Source organism: Mesorhizobium sp. M0894 (assembly GCF_040319725.1).
Classification (GTDB): Bacteria; Pseudomonadota; Alphaproteobacteria; order Rhizobiales; family Rhizobiaceae; genus Mesorhizobium.
The window spans coordinates 25,639-44,464 of the sequence record NZ_JAMYOG010000002.1 but is presented as its reverse complement, the minus strand read 5'-3'; the positions used below and the strand labels follow the sequence as shown (position 1 = coordinate 44,464).

Annotated in this window: 18 protein-coding genes; 4 read left to right on the top strand and 14 right to left on the bottom strand. The window is 62.2% G+C overall.

Annotated elements, in window-relative coordinates; all coding sequences use genetic code 11:
- Positions 1 to 133 precede the first annotated feature (133 nt).
- Entirely contained in the window at positions 134 to 1,318 is a 1,185-nt protein-coding gene (locus tag NKH91_RS03465; RefSeq protein ID WP_352847956.1) for an amino acid aminotransferase, read from the top strand.
- A gap of 135 nt (positions 1,319 to 1,453) precedes the next feature.
- The gene (gene mazG, locus NKH91_RS03460; RefSeq protein WP_023717581.1) at positions 1,454 to 2,278 is read left to right on the top strand and encodes a nucleoside triphosphate pyrophosphohydrolase; all 825 of its coding nucleotides are present in this window, start codon (positions 1,454 to 1,456) and stop codon (positions 2,276 to 2,278) included.
- A gap of 5 nt (positions 2,279 to 2,283) precedes the next feature.
- Here the strand turns inward: mazG and hflX are convergent, their stop codons facing one another.
- From hflX to dusB, 8 genes are all read right to left on the bottom strand, one after another.
- Positions 2,284 to 3,675: a GTPase HflX gene (gene hflX, locus NKH91_RS03455; RefSeq protein ID WP_023717580.1), complete on the bottom strand. Its 1,392-nt coding sequence runs from the start codon at positions 3,673 to 3,675 to the stop codon at positions 2,284 to 2,286.
- Positions 3,676 to 3,921, bottom strand: coding sequence for an RNA chaperone Hfq (hfq, locus tag NKH91_RS03450; protein WP_006202172.1), 246 nt, complete (start codon positions 3,919 to 3,921; stop codon positions 3,676 to 3,678). It lies immediately after the preceding gene.
- A 145-nt stretch (positions 3,922 to 4,066) separates the two neighbouring features.
- Positions 4,067 to 4,930: a D-amino-acid transaminase gene (locus NKH91_RS03445; RefSeq protein ID WP_023717579.1), complete on the bottom strand. Its 864-nt coding sequence runs from the start codon at positions 4,928 to 4,930 to the stop codon at positions 4,067 to 4,069.
- Positions 4,931 to 5,118: 188 nt separating this feature from the next.
- A complete protein-coding gene (gene ntrX, locus NKH91_RS03440) occupies positions 5,119 to 6,480 on the bottom strand; it encodes a nitrogen assimilation response regulator NtrX (protein WP_352482545.1) in 1,362 nt (453 codons plus the stop codon).
- A complete protein-coding gene (locus NKH91_RS03435; RefSeq protein ID WP_352641853.1) occupies positions 6,470 to 8,755 on the bottom strand; it encodes a sensor histidine kinase NtrY-like in 2,286 nt (761 codons plus the stop codon). The genes ntrX and NKH91_RS03435 overlap by 11 nt, the downstream gene beginning before the upstream one ends.
- Positions 8,756 to 8,882: 127 nt before the next feature.
- Positions 8,883 to 10,343 (bottom strand): nitrogen regulation protein NR(I), encoded by a 1,461-nt coding sequence (gene ntrC, locus NKH91_RS03430; protein ID WP_023717576.1) that lies wholly within the window; start codon positions 10,341 to 10,343, stop codon positions 8,883 to 8,885.
- A complete protein-coding gene (locus tag NKH91_RS03425) occupies positions 10,340 to 11,479 on the bottom strand; it encodes a two-component system sensor histidine kinase NtrB (protein ID WP_352496544.1) in 1,140 nt (379 codons plus the stop codon). The genes ntrC and NKH91_RS03425 overlap by 4 nt, the downstream gene beginning before the upstream one ends.
- On the bottom strand, positions 11,476 to 12,501 hold the full coding sequence (gene dusB, locus NKH91_RS03420; protein WP_352847959.1) for a tRNA dihydrouridine synthase DusB: 1,026 nt from the start codon (positions 12,499 to 12,501) through the stop codon (positions 11,476 to 11,478). Before dusB ends, NKH91_RS03425 begins: the two co-directional genes overlap by 4 nt.
- Before the next feature lie 181 nt (positions 12,502 to 12,682).
- Here dusB and NKH91_RS03415 point away from each other — a divergent pair, with 181 nt between their 5' ends.
- Both NKH91_RS03415 and NKH91_RS03410 read left to right on the top strand, forming a co-directional pair.
- Positions 12,683 to 13,903, top strand: a complete 1,221-nt coding sequence (locus NKH91_RS03415) for a bifunctional 2-C-methyl-D-erythritol 4-phosphate cytidylyltransferase/2-C-methyl-D-erythritol 2,4-cyclodiphosphate synthase (protein ID WP_023717573.1) — start codon at positions 12,683 to 12,685, stop codon at positions 13,901 to 13,903.
- Positions 13,900 to 14,409, top strand: coding sequence for a CinA family protein (locus tag NKH91_RS03410; RefSeq protein ID WP_023717572.1), 510 nt, complete (start codon positions 13,900 to 13,902; stop codon positions 14,407 to 14,409). Before NKH91_RS03415 ends, NKH91_RS03410 begins: the two co-directional genes overlap by 4 nt.
- Here the strand turns inward: NKH91_RS03410 and NKH91_RS03405 are convergent.
- The 6 genes from NKH91_RS03405 to NKH91_RS03380 all read right to left on the bottom strand — a co-directional run bounded on the left by NKH91_RS03405 (position 14,385) and on the right by NKH91_RS03380 (position 18,824).
- Positions 14,385 to 14,846, bottom strand: a complete 462-nt coding sequence (locus tag NKH91_RS03405) for a type II toxin-antitoxin system RatA family toxin (RefSeq protein WP_023717571.1) — start codon at positions 14,844 to 14,846, stop codon at positions 14,385 to 14,387. The two genes, NKH91_RS03410 and NKH91_RS03405, sit on opposite strands and share 25 nt — an antisense overlap.
- A gap of 12 nt (positions 14,847 to 14,858) precedes the next feature.
- A complete protein-coding gene (lipA, locus tag NKH91_RS03400; protein ID WP_023717570.1) occupies positions 14,859 to 15,824 on the bottom strand; it encodes a lipoyl synthase in 966 nt (321 codons plus the stop codon).
- A 134-nt stretch (positions 15,825 to 15,958) separates the two neighbouring features.
- Entirely contained in the window at positions 15,959 to 16,216 is a 258-nt protein-coding gene (locus NKH91_RS03395; protein ID WP_023717568.1) for a GlsB/YeaQ/YmgE family stress response membrane protein, read from the bottom strand.
- A gap of 95 nt (positions 16,217 to 16,311) precedes the next feature.
- The gene (gene lpdA / locus NKH91_RS03390) at positions 16,312 to 17,757 is read right to left on the bottom strand and encodes a dihydrolipoyl dehydrogenase (protein WP_352847961.1); all 1,446 of its coding nucleotides are present in this window, start codon (positions 17,755 to 17,757) and stop codon (positions 16,312 to 16,314) included.
- Positions 17,758 to 17,769: 12 nt separating this feature from the next.
- A complete protein-coding gene (locus tag NKH91_RS03385; protein WP_352847963.1) occupies positions 17,770 to 18,408 on the bottom strand; it encodes an SGNH/GDSL hydrolase family protein in 639 nt (212 codons plus the stop codon).
- Positions 18,405 to 18,824 carry a hypothetical protein gene (locus NKH91_RS03380; RefSeq protein WP_023717565.1) on the bottom strand — a complete coding sequence of 140 codons (420 nt, stop codon included), beginning with the start codon at positions 18,822 to 18,824 and terminating at the stop codon, positions 18,405 to 18,407. The genes NKH91_RS03385 and NKH91_RS03380 overlap by 4 nt, the downstream gene beginning before the upstream one ends.
- Positions 18,825 to 18,826 lie beyond the last annotated feature (2 nt).

Here is an 18,826-nt window from a genome sequence, read left to right as displayed (position 1 = left end):
CTCGGGCCTGCCCTCGCCCGGCAGATAGTATCGGCCGCCCTCGAGGCAAACCGGCGCCGAGTTGGCGCATATGAAACCGCTGGCAAAGCACGGCCGGTTTGCGTATCACTCCGCCGCCAACGGAACCTTATCGATGTTCGAAAATCTCCAGCCCGCGCCCGCCGACAAGATCCTTGCCTTGATCGGGCTCTATCGCGCCGACCCGCGTCCCGACAAGGTCGATCTTGGGGTCGGCGTCTATAAGGATCGCGACGGCAAGACGCCGGTGATGCGCGCGGTGCGCGAAGCCGAAAAGCGGCTGCTGCGAGGCCAGGACACCAAGACCTATCTCGGCCTTGCCGGCGATACCGCCTTCAACGCGGCAATGGCTAGGTTGGTGTTCGGCCCAAAAGCCGACATGACGCGCATTCGTGCGGCACAGGCGCCCGGCGGCTCCGGCGCGCTGCGGCTGGTGGCAGAGCTGCTGAAAAGGACCCGCGCCGACGCGACGGTCTGGCTATCGGATCCGACATGGCCGAACCACATGCCGGTGATGCGCGCCGCTGGCCTGCAGATACGCGAGTACCCCTATTTCGACGTTGCTTCTGGTGCGGTTCGCTTCGACGACATGCTGGATGCGTTGAGAACCGCGAATCCCGGCGACGTCGTGCTGTTGCATGGCTGTTGCCATAACCCGACGGGCGCCAATCTAGACATCTCGCAATGGGCTGCCGTTGCCGATCTCGTCGTTGAGCGTGGTCTGCTGCCCTTTGTCGACATCGCCTATCAAGGCTTTGGCGACGGGCTTGATGCGGATGCCGCCGGCTTGCGCCTGCTGGCGGCGAAAGTTCCGGAAATGGTCGTTGCCTCGAGCTGCTCGAAGAACTTTGCCGTCTATCGCGACCGCGTTGGTGCAGCGCTGATCATGGCGAAAGACGGTGCGCAGGCGGATATGGCGATGGGCCAGATGCTGTCGGCGGCGCGCGCCATGTATTCGATGCCGCCGGACCATGGCGCGGCTGCGGTGCGCATGGTGCTCGAGGACGCTACGTTGCGGGCCGACTGGGAAGCAGAGCTTGAAGAGATGCGCCTGCGCATGCTGCGGCTGCGCGTCCAGTTCGCCGAAGCGCTGCGGCGGCAGTCCAACTCCGACCGTTTCGATTTCGTCGCCAGCCATCGCGGCATGTTTTCCCGGCTTGGCCTGTCGGAAGCGCAAGTCGAGCGGCTGCGCGCCGAGCATGGCATCTACATGGTCGGCGACAGCCGCATCAACGTTGCCGGCCTGCCCGAGGACGGCATGGACGCGCTCGCCAAGGCGATTGTCTCCGTGCTCGACTGATACTTTTTGCTTGACCATGATCTTTTCCGAAAACCGGCTTCCACGATCATGGTCTGGCCGCCGATCTGTGGACAAGGCGCCCTCACCGGCTGAAGCTGTTGGCCGCACAGCCGTGTACAGGATAGCGTTTCCCAGATGAAACCCTCGAAAGACATTTCCCGGCTGATCGAGATCATGGCAGCGCTGCGGGCGCCGGAAACCGGCTGCCCGTGGGATATCGAGCAGGACTTTTCGACAATCGCGCCATACACGGTAGAGGAAGCCTACGAAGTGGCGGACGCCATCGCGCGGGGCGACCTGGACGATCTGCGCGATGAACTCGGCGATCTCCTGTTGCAAGTGGTCTACCACGCGCAAATGGCCGAGGAGGCCGGCGAATTCTCATTCGGCGATGTGGTCGAGGCCATCACCACAAAAATGATCCGCCGCCACCCGCATGTTTTCGGCGACGAAAAGGCGCGCAGCGCCGGCATGGCGAAGGGCATGTGGGAAAAGATCAAAGCGGAGGAAAAAGCGGAGAAGCGCAGCGCCCGCCTCGTCCGAGGGCTCGACCCCGAGGACCATGGCAAGGGCTTTCTCGACAGCGTGCCGGTCGCCCTGCCCGCGCTGACCCGGGCCCTCAAACTGCAGGAAAAGGCCGCCCGCGTCGGCTTCGACTGGAGCGAGGCGGCACCGATCCTCGAAAAGATCGAGGAGGAGATCGGCGAATTACGCGAAGCGCTGGCCAAAGGCGACAGCGCACCGATCAAGGACGAGTTCGGCGACATGCTGTTTGCGATCGTCAATCTCGGCCGGCACCTCAAAATCGATTCCGAAGCGGCACTCAGCGGCACCAACGAAAAATTCCGGTCGCGCTTCCACCATGTCGAGCAGGCGCTGCAAGCGTCGGGAAACAACCTCGAAGAGGCGACGCTGGACGAGATGGAAGCGCTCTGGCAGCAGGCAAAAAGCGCGAAATAAACGCCCTACCCATTGTTTTGACGTCGCAATCGGCTTTCTATCTCTTGTCGAGCACTGTGTGTGGCCTTGAGCGCGATGGTCACGCTGCCATCCTCATTGTCATCACGCGAGACGATGTCGCCGTTGCGGTAAAGCCAGTCGACGACGCCGAGTTGGTCGGCCTTGAGCGTGACCGTGAACGTCTCCAGTTCGCCCGACATCATCGTCTCGATGATCGCCTTCAGCGCATCGATGCCTTCGCCGGTAACCGCCGATATGGCGATAGGCGGCGCCTTCCTGCCGTCAGCACCATCGGCAAGCAGCCGCGCGCGGTTGCCCTCGTCGAGCCGGTCGATCTTGTTCCACACTTCGATGACGCGCTTGCTATCGCGGGCATCAACGCCGAGATCGGCAAGGATGCGCTCGACATCTTCGGCCTGTGCGGCCGTATCGGGGTCGGAGATATCGCGCAGATGAATGACGAGGTCTGCCTCGACCACTTCCTCCAGTGTCGCCCTGAAGGCCGCGACCAGATGCGTTGGCAGGTCGGAAATGAAGCCGACCGTATCGGAAAGGATGACCGGCGTTCCGTGCCGCAGGCGCACGCGGCGCAGCGTCGGGTCGAGCGTGGCAAACAGCATGTCTTCCGCCAGCACCCCTGCTCCGGTCAGCCGGTTGAACAGCGTCGACTTGCCGGCATTGGTGTAGCCGACGATCGCCACCACCGGAAACGGCACCTTCTTGCGCTTGGCGCGGTGCAGGTCGCGGGTGCGGCGCACCGTTTCGAGCTCATGCTTCAGCTTTGTGATCTTGTCCTGCAACACACGCCGATCCGACTCGATCTGCGTCTCGCCAGGGCCGCCGAGAAAGCCGGCGCCGCCGCGCTGGCGCTCAAGGTGGGTCCAGCTCCGCACAAGGCGGCCCTTCTGGTAGTTGAGATGGGCAAGGTCGACCTGCAGCGTGCCTTCCTTGGTGCGGGCGCGCTCGCCGAAAATCTCCAGGATCAGCCCGGTGCGGTCGAGCACCTTGGCGTTCAACTCTTTTTCGAGATTGCGCTGCTGTACCGGTGTCAGCGGATGATCGACAATGACCACTTCCGCGTGCCCCTCTTTGACGATCTCGGCGAACTCCGCGACCTTGCCGCTGCCGAGCAAGGTCGCCGGGCGTGGATCGTTGACGGTCACCACTGCCGTGTGGACCAGGTCAAGGTCGATGGCGCTGGCGAGGCCGACCGCCTCGTCGCGACGGGCCTCGGCGGAACGGGTCAGGCGCGGGCGATTGGTGTCGTCGTTGCCACGCGGCTGCCGGGTAAGCACCGGCACGATGACCACCGCCCGGGTCGGACCGTTGGCCTCTGTCCCGGTCTGATGTGCTGGTTTTCCGCGAACGCTGCGGTCCGCGTCTTTCTCACGTGCCAATCAGGCGCCCTGGCTTTCCTCACCATCGAACATCTGAACCGGCTGGCTCGGCATGATCGTGGAAATGGCGTGCTTGTAGACGAGCTGGGAATGGCCGTCGCGACGCAGCAGAACGCAGAAATTGTCGAACGAAGTGACCACGCCGGTCAGCTTCACGCCGTTGATGAGAAAGATGGTGAGTGGGTTTTTGCTCTTGCGAACTGAATTCAGGAACAGGTCCTGAAGATTTTGCGATCGTTCCGCCATTGTTCTTGTCTTTCGCCGATCCCCTTCGGTTTGCAAGCCAATGCGCCAAATTAGCTGGCACATGTCAAGCACGCAAACACCATCTTGCCGTCAGTAACGACAAGCAGAACGAGATATATTGATGTTCATTCCATCTGTGCGGTTATCAGGCTGGACTTTTTTCCGCAACGTCAAAAAAGGCCCGCCGTAGTGAAACTGTTATCGAGCCCGGGTGGCCGTTGGCGACGGGAGCGCCATCGATTGCCACCACCGGCATGGCGATCGTGGTCGCGGAGCTGATGAAAACCTCGCGCGCGGCCTTGGCCTCGGCAACCGAAAAGCCGCGCTCCTCGATCTTCAGGCCGAGCTTGGCGGCGACATCGAACAGTGTCGTGCGGGTGATACCGCGCAGGATGCCATGCTCGGCCGGCCGCGTCACCAGCACGCCGTCCCTGGTGATGATCCAGGCGTTCGACGATCCACCTTCCTTGACGGTGCCGTCAACATCGACGAACCACGCCTCCTGGGCGCCTGCTTCCTTGGCTTTCTGTTTGGCCAGCACGTTCGGCAACAGGCCGACCGACTTGATATCGACCCGATCCCACCGGTTCTCCGGCACCGTGATAACCCGGATCCCGCTCTCGGCCCGCTTCGCGGCAGCTGCAGGATCGGCTTTTTTGGCAGTCACCACCAGCGACGGCTTCGTGCCCGCCGGCGGGAAGAAAAACTCACGGCTGGCGACACCGCGTGTCACCTGGACATAGACCAGGCCGTCGACGACATGGTTGCGGCGCACCACCTCGCCCATGACGAGCGGCAGCACGCCGCGCGTGATCGGCCAGTCGATCGAGAGTTCGGTGAGCGAGCGGTTCAATCGGGCGAGATGGCGCGGCATGTCGACGATGAAGCCCCGCGCCACCTCGCAGACCTCGTAGACGCCGTCGGCGAATTGATAGCCACGGTCCTCGATGTGCACGGAAGCTTCGGCGTGAGCGACATAGCGTCCGTTCACATAGGCAATGCGCGGCATGGATAACCCCTGGAGAAGTCAGCGCATGAGCCCGAAAATCGGAATCGATTTCGGAAAGGATCATGCGCAAAAATCAAAATGCTACAGCCTCCTTTATGCGTCCCAAAGACGCGCGGCGCTGCAGTGCTCTTATGCGATTCCACGACCGCCGTAACCGGTAATTGCGTGGGCCACGGCTGGTTTGGCTCTCAGACGCCCAGCGACTTCAGCTTGCGGTGCAGTGCAGAGCGTTCCATGCCGATAAACTCTGCCGTCTTCGAGATGTTGCCGCCAAAACGGTTGATCTGGGCGATCAGATAGTCCTTCTCGAATTGTTCGCGTGCTTCACGCAGCGGCAGTGCCATTATGTGCTGATCGGACTTGGTTGGAGTGCGCGGCATGACGTCGCCGATCTCGGCTGGCAGGAGGTCGGCGGTGATCGGCGCATCGACATCGTCGCCGCGCGCCAGGATCATCAGGCGCTCGACATTGTTGCGCAACTGCCGAACGTTGCCCGGCCAGTTGTGCGCCTGCAGCACCGCCAGCGCGTCGTCGCCGATGCGGCGCGGCTTGATGCCGGCCTGGCGAGCGATCTGCTTCATGAAATTGTCGACCAGATAAGGAATGTCCTCGCGACGCTCGGCCAGTCCCGGCACCATGACCGGAACCACGGCCAGGCGATGATAAAGGTCCTCACGGAAACGGCCGTCGGCGATCATGGCTTCCAGGTTCTGCGAGGTCGACGAGATGATGCGTACGTCGACCTTGACCCGCTTGGTGCCCCCTACCCGCTCGAACTGCTGTTCGACCAGCACGCGCAGGATCTTGTTTTGCGTCTCACGCGGCATGTCGGCCACTTCATCGATGTAGAGAATGCCGCGATGGGCCTCCTCCAGCGCACCGACCTTGCGTTCGACGCCGTTCGATTCGGTGCCGAACAACTCGATCTCCATACGCTCAGGCGTGATGTTGGCGGCACTCAGCGTCACAAACGGTGCACTCTTGCGCGCCGACAGTGCGTGGATGGCGCGCGCCGCCAGTTCCTTGCCCGAGCCGGAGGGGCCGATAATCATGACGCGGCTGTTGGTCGGCGCGACGCGCTCGATGGTCTGGCGCAATTGGCTCATTGCCGACGACATGCCGATGAGGTCGAAAGTCTCGCCGCTGCGCAGCTTGAGATCCGAAACCTCGCGTCTCAATTTGGACGTTTCAAGCGCCCGTTCGGCAATAAGGATCAGCCTGTCGGCCTTGAACGGCTTTTCGATAAAATCATAGGCGCCGCGGCGGATGGCCGAGACTGCCGTTTCGATATTGCCGTGGCCCGAGATCATCACCACCGGCAGGTTCGGGTGCATCGTCTTGATCTCGTCCAGCAAAGCGAGGCCATCGAGCCGCGAACCCTGCAGCCAGATGTCGAGGAAGATCAGCCTGGGTGCCCGGTCGGCAACCACCGCCAGCGCGCTGTCGGCGTCAAACGCCGTGCGGGTTTCGTGACCTTCGTCGCTCAGGATACCGGCGACGAGTTCGCGGATGTCTTCCTCGTCGTCGACGATGAGAATATCAGACGCCATTACCGACCTTTTCAGTTTCTTTTTCGTGTTCCGTCTTGCTTTCGCCGCGTATCGGAACGGTGGCGGCAACCGGCAGGATGATGCTGATCATCGCACCCCGCCCATCGTGGAATTCCGCTGGTGCATCGTGCAATTCGAGTCGCCCGCCATGGTCCTCCACGATCTTCTTGACGATAGCGAGGCCAAGCCCGGTGCCTTTCTCGCGTGTCGTCATGTAAGGCTCGAGCAAGCGCTGCCGGTTTTCGCGCGGCAAGCCCCTGCCGTTGTCGATGACGTCGATTCGAATCGCGCCATTCTGACGCCCGGCTTGAATCCGGATTATGCCGTGCGGACGATCCTCTGCATCAAGTCCGTCGATAGCTTCGGCAGCATTCTTGATGACGTTGCCGAAAGCCTGCGCCATCAGGCGGCTGTCGAACGTGCCTTTGAGCGGCTCATTGCCGAAGACGCGCTCGAAGGTGATGTCGGCGCGGCTCACTTCGACCAGGAACGAGGCCTCGCGCAACGAATCGCGCAGATCGATGGCCTTCATTTCTGGTTTCGGCATGCGGGCGAACGCTGAGAACTCGTCGACCATGCGGCCGATGTCCTCCACTTGCCGGATGATGGTGTCGGTGCATTGATCGAAAACCTCACGGTCCTCGGTGATGACCTTGCCGTAACGGCGCTTGATACGCTCGGCCGAAAGCTGGATCGGCGTCAGCGGGTTCTTGATCTCGTGGGCGATGCGCCGCGCCACGTCGGCCCATGCAGAGGAACGCTGTGCCTGGACCAGATCGGTAATGTCGTCGACTGTCACGACGTAGGATTTATCCTCCGAACCGTCGTCGCCGGCTTCAATCGTGATCTGCACGTTGAAGGTCCGTTCGGTGCCGGCACGATAGAAGGTGACCTGTTCGCGATAGACCGGCTTGCCCGACTTGCGGCCGATCTCGAAGACGCGGCCGACATGCGGTAGCACGGCGGAAAGGTTCTGCCCAAGCGCCGCGGTGGCGGATATGGCCAGCATCGTTTCGGCCGAACGATTGACGATGGTGACGATGCCATATGGATCGACGCCGATGACCCCGGCGGTGACGCCGGCAAGCACAGCCTCCGAAAAGCGCCGCCGCTCGTCGATCAGATCCTTGGCCGACAGGATCTCGTTGCGCTGCGATTTCAGCTCCATCAGCATCTTGTTGAAGGTGTCGCCGAGCGAGGCGACGTCGCCGTCGGAGGGGCGGACTGGCACGGCCACATCGAGATTGCCGGTAGCGACCTCGTCGGCCGCGCCGATGAGCTGACGAATCGGCCGCACCAGGCGGTCGGCCACCGCAATGCCGGTCCAGATGGCGGACAGGATAATGATCAGCGTCAGCGACAGATAGGGAAGCGCGAAAGCCACTTGCGAGGTGCGGCGATTGTCTTCGAGACCGCGATATTCTGCGGTGTTGGATTTGACGATCTGTCGTGCCTTGATCACCTCGGGATCGACGAGGCGAATGGTGTAGAGATAGAGCCCGTCGATCTCGCGCAGCTTGACGATGGCCCCCATAATGTTACGGGTGCGCGGCTCGATCAGCACCGGCTTGCCGTTGGCAGCGCTTGCCACGGCGCCCTCCGGCGGCTCCGGCATGGCAAAGTCCGCGTCGGTCTTGGCGCTCATGACGAAGGAACCATCGGGCTTGATGAGTGCTGCGTGTGCCAGGGAGCGTCCAACCGCCTCCTTGTTCATGAGGTCAAGGAAGCCGGTCCGATCGAGGCCGTAAAGCGTGCGCGAGGCGTCGAGGTCGTAAGCCATCGACAACGTCGTGCCCTGAAGATTTCGTGCGTTTTCCTGCACATAGGCGTCGGCGATCGACAACGACGAATTGACGATCGTCTTGGTGCGGATCTCGAACCAGCGGTCGAGGCCGATGTCGAGCGTGATCGACGCGATGATCGCCACCATGATCGCGGGGATGGCGGCGACCAGCGCAAACATCGCCACGATGCGCACATGCAGGCGCGACGCAGCCTTGCCGTGCCGGCGTGCCATCAGGATGCGATGCACTTCGCGGCCGACCAGCAAGATCAGAAACAGCACGAACGCGGCGTTAAGCGCGATCAGCGCCAGCGTCGTCCGCGCGTCGGGCGTGATCGGCGTGGCGCCAACCAGAATGGCGAAGGAGATCGCCGCCGTCACCAGCGCACCGGCAATGGCGACCACGCCGGGCAGCGCAAGCAGCCGGCGACCGTCTCGCGCGCCGGAAGTGCTGAAAAGCGGTTTGCTCAGTGTCGGTGCGTGCAGAGCCATGTCGCCGTCTAGAGCCAGTGATTGCGTCGGATGTATGCAACGCATTGTGGCGATTATGCAACAAGTGTGGCCGAGACGGAAATCTTTCGGCGATCGATCCCCCGGAAAGCGCTCGTAAGGGGTTCGTCTAGACCTGCCTGGAGGATTTGTAGACGTTGACGCCGAGTTCGCGAATCTTCTTGCGCAGCGTGTTGCGGTTGAGTCCTAGCAGTTCGGCGGCCTTGATCTGGTTGCCGCGCGTTGCAGTCATAGAGGCGAGGACCAGTGGATACTCGACCTCGGAGAGGATTCGCTGATAGAGGCCGGCCGGCGGCAAGTCGCCGGCAAACGAGGCAAAATAGCGCTGCAGGAAATGCTCCACCGCCTGGCCGATGGAAAGGTCGTCGGGAATGAGGTTGCCGCCACCTGGAACGACAGGCCTTTCGCCAGTCTTCAACTCCGCCTCGATGATCTCGGCGGATATCTCGTCCTGCGAATACAGTGCAGCCAGCCTGCGGATGAGGTTTTCGAGTTCGCGCACGTTGCCAGGCCATGGGTAGCGCTTCATCAGCTCGATGCCGCCGGTGGAAATGCGCTTGGTCTGCAGGCCTTCACTGGCGCCGAGCTTGAAGAAGTGCCGGACGAGGTCCGGAATGTCCTCCGATCGCTCGCGCAGCGCCGGCAGCCTGAGCGGCACAACGTTCAAGCGGTAGAACAGGTCCTCGCGGAAAAGCCCCTGATTGATCAGCGTGCGCAGGTCCTTGTTGGTGGCAGCGACGATGCGCACGTCGGTCTTGATCGGCGTGCGGCCGCCGACCGTGGTGTATTCGCCCTGCTGCAACACACGCAGAAGCCGCGTCTGCGCTTCCATCGGCATATCGCCGATCTCGTCGAGGAACAGCGTGCCGCCTTCGGCCTGCTCGAAACGGCCAGTGGAGCGGCTCTGTGCGCCGGTAAAGGCGCCCTTCTCGTGCCCGAATAGTTCCGATTCGATCAGGTCGCGCGGGATCGCCGCCATGTTGATCGCGACGAAGGGGCCACCACGACGACGGCCATATTCATGCAGCGCGCGCGCCACCAGTTCCTTGCCGGTACCCGATTCGCCTGAGATCATTACCGTCAGGTCGGTCTGCATCATCCGCGCCAGCATGCGGTAGATGTCCTGCATGGCCGCCGAGCGGCCGACCAGCGGCATCGTTTCAGGCGGCTCGTCGGCACGCGTATCGATCTTGGGCCGCCGCGGCTCGGAAAGCGCCCGATTGACGATGTTGAGCAGCTCCGTCAGGTCGAACGGTTTTGGCAGATATTCATAGGCTCCGGTTTCGGAGGCCCGGATCGCCGTCATGAACGTGTTCTGCGCACTCATGACGATGACCGGCAGTTCCGGTCGCGCCTTCTTGATGCGCGGTAGCATGTCGAAGGCGTTCTCGTCAGGCATGACAACGTCGGTGATGACCAGATCCCCCTCGCCCGCGGCCACCCAGCGCCACAGCGTCGAGGCATTGGAGGTGACGCGCACGTCGTGACCGACGCGCGAAAGCGCCTGGTTGAGGACAGTGCGGATGGCCGCATCGTCGTCGGCGACGAGAATATTGCCGCGAATGGTCATTTGCGGTCTCCTTCACCGTCGTCGTCGGCAAACTGGGTTTCTTTCCACGCCGGCATCAGGATGCGGAAGGTGGTCCCGCGCGGCGTCGATTCGCATTCAATGATGCCGCCATGCTCGCCGACGATCTTTGCGACCAGCGCCAGACCGAGACCGGAGCCGTTCGGCTTGGTGGTGATGAAGGGATCGAACAGGATCGGCAGGATATCCTCGGAGACACCCGAACCGTTGTCGCGCACGCAGAATTCCAATGGCAGCGACACCCGGTCCTGCGTTCCGGGCACGGAAACACGGATGCCCGGGCGGAAGGCAGTCGACAGCATGATCTCGCCCTGCGGATCGCTGCCGATCGCCTCGGCGGCATTTTTTACCAGATTGAGGAACACCTGGATGAGCTGGTCGCGATTGGCAAAAACCGGAGGCAATGATGGATCATAGTCCTCTAATATCTTGATCCGCTTGGCAAAACCGTTCTTGGCGATTGCTTTGACATGGTCGAGCACGACATGGATGTTGACGGGGTAGCGGTCGATCGGCCGCTCGTCCGAAAACACCTCCATGCGGTCGACCAGCGAGACAATGCGGTCGGTCTCGTCGGTGATCAAACGCGTCAGCGCGCGATCCTCATCGGACGCCGACAGTTCTAGCAGCTGCGCGGCGCCACGAATGCCGGACAGCGGGTTCTTGATCTCATGGGCAAGCATCGCGGCAAGGCCGGTGACCGAGCGCGCCGCACCGCGATGCGTCATCTGCCGGTCGATCTTGTCGGCCATTGAGCGTTCCTGGAACATCACCACGACGGAGCCTGGAAATTCCGTCACCGGCGCGACGTAGAGATCGACCACCTTCTCGATGCCGAGACGCGGCGACGACACGTCCACCCGGTATTCGTTCACCGGCGCACGGCGCTCGCGCACCTGGTCGACAAGCGTCAGCAGCGGACTGCCGAAAGGAATGAGCTTGTGCAGCGTGTTGCGGGCGAGCATCGTGGCGCTCGAGCGGAAAAAATCCTCGGCATCGGCATTGGCGAAGGTGATGAAGCCTTGCGGATCGACCATGATCACCGGCCGACGAATTGTGTTGAGCACAATATGCGCGGCGTCCGCCATGTCCGTGCTCTGTGTGACGGTGGCGTTCATGCCGCACTCCGCAGATTCGGCGCTTCGGGAGCGCTTGAAAACATGTCGCGCAGCAAGGCAATGACCCGCCCAGGCTCGAAAGACGTGAGGATGGCCTTGCGCCAGTCATCGCTTGTGACGGCATGGCGGTCGAGATACCAGCCGAGATGCTTGCGCGCCTTGCGCAATCCGCTTTCGACGCCATAGAGCGTCAGCATGTCTTCGTAATGGGCAATGACGTAGTCGGTCAGCGCTTGCGGGCTGTCCGGCATGCCGGATACTGGCTTGGCCAGCGCGGCCGCTACAATGCTGCCGGCAGTCCACGGCGCGCCATAGTGCGCACGGCCGATCATCACCGCGTCGGCGCCGGACTGGTCGAGGATCAAGGCTGCCTCTGCCGGCGAGCCGACATCGCCATTGGCAACCACAGGGATGGAGACGGCCTGCTTGACGCGTGCGATGGCACGCCAGTCGGCCGTGCCCTGATAGAACTGGCAACGTGTGCGGCCGTGCACCGTCACCATCCTGACGCCGGCCTGCTCGGCGCGTCGCGCCAGCATCGGCGCGTTGAGCGCGCTCTCGTCCCAGCCAAGCCGCATCTTAACCGTGACCGGCACGTCGACCGCGCCGACTACCGCTTCGATCAGCGACAGCGCGTGGTCGAGGTCTCGCATCAGTGCCGAACCGGCATAGCCGCCCGTCACCTTCTTGGCCGGACAGCCCATGTTGATGTCGATGATGTCGGCGCCTTCGCCGGCTGCGATTCGTGCGCCCTCGGCCATGTGCACCGCCTCGCGGCCGGCAAGCTGGACCATGTGGACAGGCAGCCCGGAATGACGGATGCGCAGGCCCGAGCCAGCCCTGCCCTTTGCAAGCTCACCGCTCGCCACCATTTCCGATACAACCAGCCCGGCGCCATGCGCATGGGCGCGTTGCCGGAACGGTTCGTCGGTAATGCCCGACATCGGCGCGAGAAACACGCGGTTGCGGATTCTCACGCCACCCACCTCCAGCGGCGAAGCCAATTTGGTCACATCAGGCATGCACAAAAACCAAGCACCTTCGATTGCTGCACATTCTCTAGCCAGAACGACGGCAATGTGCAACGCGCAATGTCGTGACATTAAGGCGCATTTGGGAAAAATATGGATCGCCGGACGGCATCAATCCTAGGTCTTGTGAAAGCGATACCACTTTTCAGGATCATGCGCTAAGCGTCTCGGCATGAGACATGTCAGCGAAAAGCCAGCTGCCGACGACAAGGTCGCCGTGGTCATCGTTGCTGCCGGGCGCGGCGCGCGCGCGGGGCAGGCCAATGGGCCGAAGCAGTACCAGCAGATTGGCGGCGGCGCCGTTATCGCACGCACGCTCGACGCCTTTCTGACGCATCCGAAAATTGGACCTGTCGTCGTTGCTATCCATGCCGAAGACGGCGCGCTTTTCCGCCGCGCCGCCGGCGCGAACGCCGACCGTGTCGTCGCTGTGATCGGCGGTACGTCACGGCAGGAGTCCGTCCGGCTTGGACTGCTGGCGTTGAGAAGCCATGCGCCGGGCCGGGTCCTGATCCATGATGCGGCTCGGCCGTTTGTCGATGCGGAACTGATAGATCGCACGATCGCCGCCATTGAAGAGCGCCAGGGAGCGCTGCCTGCTTTGCCCGTTGCCGATACGCTGAAGCGCGAAACGGCCGAAGGCATGAGCGGCGAAACAGTGTCCAGGGCCGGGCTCCATGCCGCACAGACACCACAAGGCTTTCCGTTCTGGCCGATCCTGGCCGCGCACGAAAAGGCTCATCAATTGGGCAAGGCGGATTTCACCGACGATGCGGCAATCGCCGAATGGGCGCATATTCCGGTGAAGATCGTTCCCGGCTCGCCAGACAATGTCAAACTGACCTGGGCACGGGATATTGCGATGGCGGATCAGCGGCTTTCCAGCGCCTCACGTTTTCCGGACATCCGAACCGGCAACGGCTACGACGTCCATGCCTTCGAGCCCGGCGACCATGTCACCCTGTGCGGTGTCGCTATTCCGCACGACAGGAAATTGTCCGGCCATTCGGATGCCGATGTCGGTCTCCACGCCTTGACCGACGCCCTGCTCGCCACCTGCGGCGCCGGTGACATCGGCACGCATTTCCCGCCCTCCGACCCGCAGTGGAAAGGGGCCGCTTCACGCATCTTCGTCGAACACGCGGCGAAGCTGGTGCGCGAGCGCGGCGGGCGCATCGCCAACGCCGACATCACATTGGTTTGCGAGGCGCCGCGCGTCGGCCCGCATCGCGAGGCCATGACCGAAACGCTTTCCGCAATGTTGCGAATTTCGCGCGACCGCATCTCGATCAAGGCGACAACCAATGAGAAGCTCGGCTTCGTCGGCCGTGAGGAAGGCATAGCGGCCATCGCGACCGCCAGCGTTGTGTTTCCAGGGGATGTCCCCGAATGAGCAATAGCGATCTCGCAGATGCCCTGCTTCAGGCCTGCCAGCAGCGCGGCATCATGCTGGCGACGGCCGAGAGCTGCACCGGCGGCATGATCATCGCCACGCTGACCGACATTGCCGGCTCTTCCACTGTGGTCGATCGCGGCTTCATCACCTATTCCAACCAGGCCAAGACCGAGATGCTCGGCGTCTCGGCCGCTACACTCGAGGCGAACGGCGCGGTCTCGCGCGAGACTGCGGTGGAGATGGCGGCCGGCGCCTTGGCCCATTCGCGCGCCGGGCTTGCGCTCGCGGTGACCGGCATCGCCGGTCCGGGGGGTGGCTCAGCGGAAAAACCTGTCGGCCTGGTCTGGTTCGGCGTTGCCGTGGCTGGCCGACCGGTGGTCAGCGAATGCCAGCTGTTCGGCGACAAGGGCCGTGATTTCATCCGCCGGGAGACGGTCCGGCATGCGCTTGAACTGGGTCTGCGCGCGCTCGCTGCGGATCAGGCCGCCGATGGCGTGCCGTAGATGATTTCGGCGCGTTTCTCGAACGCCTCGGAGAACATGCGGAAGGCGCGGTCGAACATGGTTCCCATGAGCGCACCCAAAATGCGGCTCTTGAACTCATAGTCGATAAAGAAGCAGACGTTGCAACCACCGCCGTCCGCCGGGTCGAAGCGCCAGACATTGCTCAGATATTTGAACGGGCCGTCGATATATTTGACGTCGATGGCGTTCTCGTCAGGCTTCAGCAGCACCTGCGTGGTGAAAGTCTCGCGGATCGCCTTGTAGCCAATGCTCATGTCGGCGATGAGCAGCGTGCGTCCGTCGCGTTCCTTGCGCGAACGAACCGTAAGTGCCTCGCAAAGCGGCAGGAATTGCGGATAGGATTCGATATCCGCGACCAGAGCGAACATCTGTTCAGGCGTATGCGCGACGCGGCGATGGGCTTCGAATTGTGGCATGAAACCAGTTTGTTAGGCGGACTTCCTGAGAAACGCTTCGCGCGCCGCGCGCAACCTGGCGAAATCGTCGCCGGCATGGTGCGACGAGCGCGTCAGCGGGCTCGACGCCACCAGCAGGAAGCCCTTGGTCCGGCCGATCGTCTCGAAAGACTTGAACTCCTCCGGTGTGACAAAGCGGATCACCGGATGGTGCTTCTTCGACGGCTGAAGATATTGGCCGATGGTCATGAAGTCGACATTGGCCGAACGCAGATCGTCCATCAGTTGCAGGATTTCGTTCCGCTCCTCGCCAAGGCCAACCATGATGCCGGACTTGGTGAAGATCGAGGGGTCGAGTTCCTTGACTCGCTGCAAGAGCCTGATCGAGTGGAAATAGCGCGCACCCGGCCGAACCGTCAGATAGTTCGACGGCACGGTCTCGAGATTATGGTTGAAAACGTCGGGCTTGGCCGCCACGACGATCTCCAGTGCACCGTCCTTGCGCAGGAAGTCGGGCGTCAGGATTTCGATCGTCGTCAGAGGCGTTGCCGCCCGGATGGCGCGGATGACCTCGGCAAAGTGCTGAGCTCCGCCATCGGCGAGATCGTCGCGGTCGACTGAGGTGATGACGACATGGCTTAGGCCCATTTGCTTGACGGCGTGTGCGACGCGCGCCGGCTCGTCGGGATCGAGTGCGGTCGGTATACCGGTAGCCACGTTGCAGAAGGCGCAGGCGCGCGTGCAGATCTCGCCCATGATCATGAAGGTGGCGTGCTTCTTTTCCCAGCACTCGCCGATGTTGGGGCAACCGGCCTCTTCGCACACCGTCACCAGCTTATGCGACTTCACGATCTCGCGCGTCTCGGCATAGCCTTTCGACATCGGCGCCTTGACGCGGATCCAGTCGGGCTTGCGCAGCACATCCTGGTCGGGCTTGTGCGCCTTTTCGGGATGCCGCAGGCGCGGCGCATTGGCGATCGTGTCAAGGACGGTGACCATATGAAATCCGGTTCATTCGCGATCGCCTGTCCGACGTTCGCTTTCCCAAGTCATCTAGGACTTTTCGCTGCAAAGAAAAAGGCCGCGGCGGCGCATGCCGCCACCGCCGTTTTCGCATGGCAAGAGTTCAGCAACTAACGGCGCACCATGCGTCCTACCCAGATCAGCAGGCAGGCACCAATGAACCCGGTGATCAGATAGGCGATCCAGCCGGCGCCGAAGGCGCCGATGTTGAGCGCCTGCAGGATGGCATTCAGCACGATCGCGCCGACGATGCCAAGAATGATGTTCATCAAGATGCCGGTGTTGCTCTTCATGAACATCTCGGCAAACCAGCCTGCCAAACCGCCGATGATGATGGCTGCTACCCAGCCCACGCCGTTCACGTCCATATGCCCTCTCCTGTGGTGATGAATGCATCCGGAAACGAATTACCTTGCAGTCGAGTTCCTTGACATACATGTGTGAGTCTCGCGCAGCCAATTTATCATGCGTTCAGCGCACGGCCATAGGCGTCGAGAACACTCTCCTTCATCATCTCCGACAGCGTCGGGTGCGGGAAGATTGTGTGCATCAGCTCTTCCTCGGTGGTTTCCAGGTTCATAGCCACGACGAAGCCCTGGATCAGTTCGGTTACTTCTGCGCCGACCATGTGGGCGCCCAGCAACTGGCCGGTCTTCTTGTCGAAAATGGTTTTGACGAAGCCTTGGTCTTCGCCCAGCGCAATCGCCTTGCCGTTTGCGGCGAACTGGAAGCGGCCGACGCGGATGTCCTTGCCCTCGGCTTTCGCTTTGGCTTCCGTCAGTCCGACCGAGGCGACTTGCGGATTGCAATAGGTGCAGCCCGGGATCTTCAGCTTGTCGATGGCATGCACGCCGGGGAAATTGGCGATCTTTTCCACACACACCACGCCCTCATGCTCGGCCTTGTGGGCGAGCATCGGCGGTCCGGCGACATCGCCGATGGCATAGATGCCGGGCACGTTGGTCTTGCCGTAGCCGTCGACGACGACGCAACCGCGCTCGGTCTTCACGCCGAGCGCCTCGAGGCCGAGATTTTCGATGTTGCCCTGTACCCCGACGGCTGAAATCATGCGGTCGGCGGTGATCTTCTCAACTTTGCCGTCCTTCATCTCGATATGCGCGGTGACCGAATTGGCGCCCTTCTCGACCTTGGTCACCTTGGCCTCGAGGATGATCTTCATGCCCTGCTTCTCGAACTGCTTTTGCGCAAACTTCGACACTTCGGCGTCCTCGACCGGCATCACGGCCGGCAGCAGTTCGACCACCGTCACCTCCGCGCCCATGGTGCGGTAGAACGAGGCGAACTCGATGCCGATGGCGCCCGAGCCCATCACCAGCAGCGATTTCGGCATCTCTTTTGGCACCATCGCCTCGAAATAGGTCCAGATCAACTTGCCGTCCGGCTCGATGCCGGGCAGTGCGCGCGGCCTGGCTCCGGTCGCCAGGATGATGTGCTTGGCGGTGTAGGTGCCCTCGCCCTTGACGCCCTTTGGCGCCGGCGGCTGCGGCTCCATCGGCTTCTTCGACGATTTCGACACGACGATCTCGCCGGGTTTCGTCAGTTTGGCTTCGCCCCAGATGACGTCGACCTTGTTCTTCTTCATCAGGAAGCCGACGCCGCCGTTGAGCCGCAGCGAGACCTTTCGCGAGCGATCGACGACGGCGGCGGTGTCGACGCTGACCTTGCCGTCGATCTTCAGGCCGTAATCCTTCAGATGATCCGAATAGTGCATGATCTCGGCCGAGCGCAGCAGCGCTTTGGTCGGAATGCAGCCCCAGTTGAGGCAGATGCCGCCCAAGTGCTCGCGCTCGACAATCGCCGTCTTGAAGCCAAGCTGCGCCGAACGCACTGCAGTGACATAGCCGCCGGGGCCGGAGCCGATGATGATGACGTCGTAGTTCTCAGCCACGGCTTTTCTCCTTCACAATTCCAGCATGACACGCACGAGCGGCGCCAGCGCCTGCCCGATATTCCGCGTGTTTTCCGCGTCGAGGTGGACGCCGTCGAGCGGCGTCGTTTCGGCCACCGCGCCCGCATTGAAGAAGCCGCAGCCGGCCTCGTCGGCAAGGGCGGAATATTGCGGCGCCAGCCGCTTTGACGCGTCATCTCCGCCGGCGAACATTTCCTTGAACTCGGCGTTTTCCGTGCGGCTGACTCCGGGCGGCGCGACGATCAGGATCTGCGGCGCCGGCCAATCGAACGGGTAATCATGACCGCGCACGATATCGATCAGGCGTTGCATGCCTTGTTTGGCCGCGACCGGATTACCGTGAATCCACGGCTTCATATCGTTGGCGCCGAGCATGATGACGATCAAGTCGATGGGCGCATGAGTCGTCAGGATCGTTGGCAACAGCCTTGCACCATTGCGGTCCGCTCCGGCCAAGTGATCGTCGAAGGCGGTGGTTCGGCCATTCAGGCCTTCGGCGATGACCTCGACGCCGCTGCCCAATGCCGCCTGCAGCACGCTCGGCCAGCGATCTTCCAGCGGATGTCGGCCGAGGTTTGCCGCGTCATAGCCCCAAGTAAGCGAATCGCCGTAGCAGAGGACCGTCTTCATGTGCCTGCCCCGCCGAAACCTGGTTGCGAGCGCGCCAATCGCCAGCGCACGAAAAGCCACTGGACCAGCACCGTAGCGATGCCCGGCAGGACGAGACCCGCGACTATGGGAAGATCGCCCGACCATTGGCTCTTGCCTGGGGGCTGGGAGAAAGTCCAGCCGATCAGGGAAACTCCAACGAGCACAAAAAACGCTACCCCTATGGTCGCCGTCAGCTTTGTTGCCCGTCGTGGGTCCGACATGAATTGTGCGATGAAGAACGCGACCGTCACGAGGACGGTGACGAGAGCCGAGATCATGAACACAAGGATGTACTCTACGTCGGCATTGGTTGCGACGGCGAGCCACTGCGCCACCAATCCGCCGGCCAAACCGGAAAGAAAGAAGGCAAAAAGGCTGGTGAAGAATTTCCGCACCG

Excerpts from the sequence above, each read along its gene's own strand:
- ntrX (WP_352482545.1), bottom strand. The coding sequence starts at position 6,480 with ATGGCGTCTGATATTCTCATCGTCGACGACGAGGAAGACATCCGCGAA.
- NKH91_RS03425 (WP_352496544.1), bottom strand. The coding sequence starts at position 11,479 with ATGAACGCCACCGTCACACAGAGCACGGACATGGCGGACGCCGCGCAT.
- NKH91_RS03405 (WP_023717571.1), bottom strand. The coding sequence starts at position 14,846 with ATGCCACAATTCGAAGCCCATCGCCGCGTCGCGCATACGCCTGAACAG.
- NKH91_RS03435 (WP_352641853.1), bottom strand. The coding sequence starts at position 8,755 with ATGGCTCTGCACGCACCGACACTGAGCAAACCGCTTTTCAGCACTTCC.
- NKH91_RS03410 (WP_023717572.1), top strand. The coding sequence starts at position 13,900 with ATGAGCAATAGCGATCTCGCAGATGCCCTGCTTCAGGCCTGCCAGCAG.
- lipA (WP_023717570.1), bottom strand. The coding sequence starts at position 15,824 with ATGGTCACCGTCCTTGACACGATCGCCAATGCGCCGCGCCTGCGGCAT.
- NKH91_RS03465 (WP_352847956.1), top strand. The coding sequence starts at position 134 with ATGTTCGAAAATCTCCAGCCCGCGCCCGCCGACAAGATCCTTGCCTTG.
- NKH91_RS03395 (WP_023717568.1), bottom strand. The coding sequence starts at position 16,216 with ATGGACGTGAACGGCGTGGGCTGGGTAGCAGCCATCATCATCGGCGGT.
- NKH91_RS03385 (WP_352847963.1), bottom strand. The coding sequence starts at position 18,408 with ATGAAGACGGTCCTCTGCTACGGCGATTCGCTTACTTGGGGCTATGAC.
- NKH91_RS03445 (WP_023717579.1), bottom strand. The coding sequence starts at position 4,930 with ATGCCGCGCATTGCCTATGTGAACGGACGCTATGTCGCTCACGCCGAA.
- dusB (WP_352847959.1), bottom strand. The coding sequence starts at position 12,501 with ATGCCTGATGTGACCAAATTGGCTTCGCCGCTGGAGGTGGGTGGCGTG.
- hfq (WP_006202172.1), bottom strand. The coding sequence starts at position 3,921 with ATGGCGGAACGATCGCAAAATCTTCAGGACCTGTTCCTGAATTCAGTT.
- mazG (WP_023717581.1), top strand. The coding sequence starts at position 1,454 with ATGAAACCCTCGAAAGACATTTCCCGGCTGATCGAGATCATGGCAGCG.
- ntrC (WP_023717576.1), bottom strand. The coding sequence starts at position 10,343 with ATGACCATTCGCGGCAATATTCTCGTCGCCGACGACGATGCGGCCATC.
- NKH91_RS03415 (WP_023717573.1), top strand. The coding sequence starts at position 12,683 with ATGAGACATGTCAGCGAAAAGCCAGCTGCCGACGACAAGGTCGCCGTG.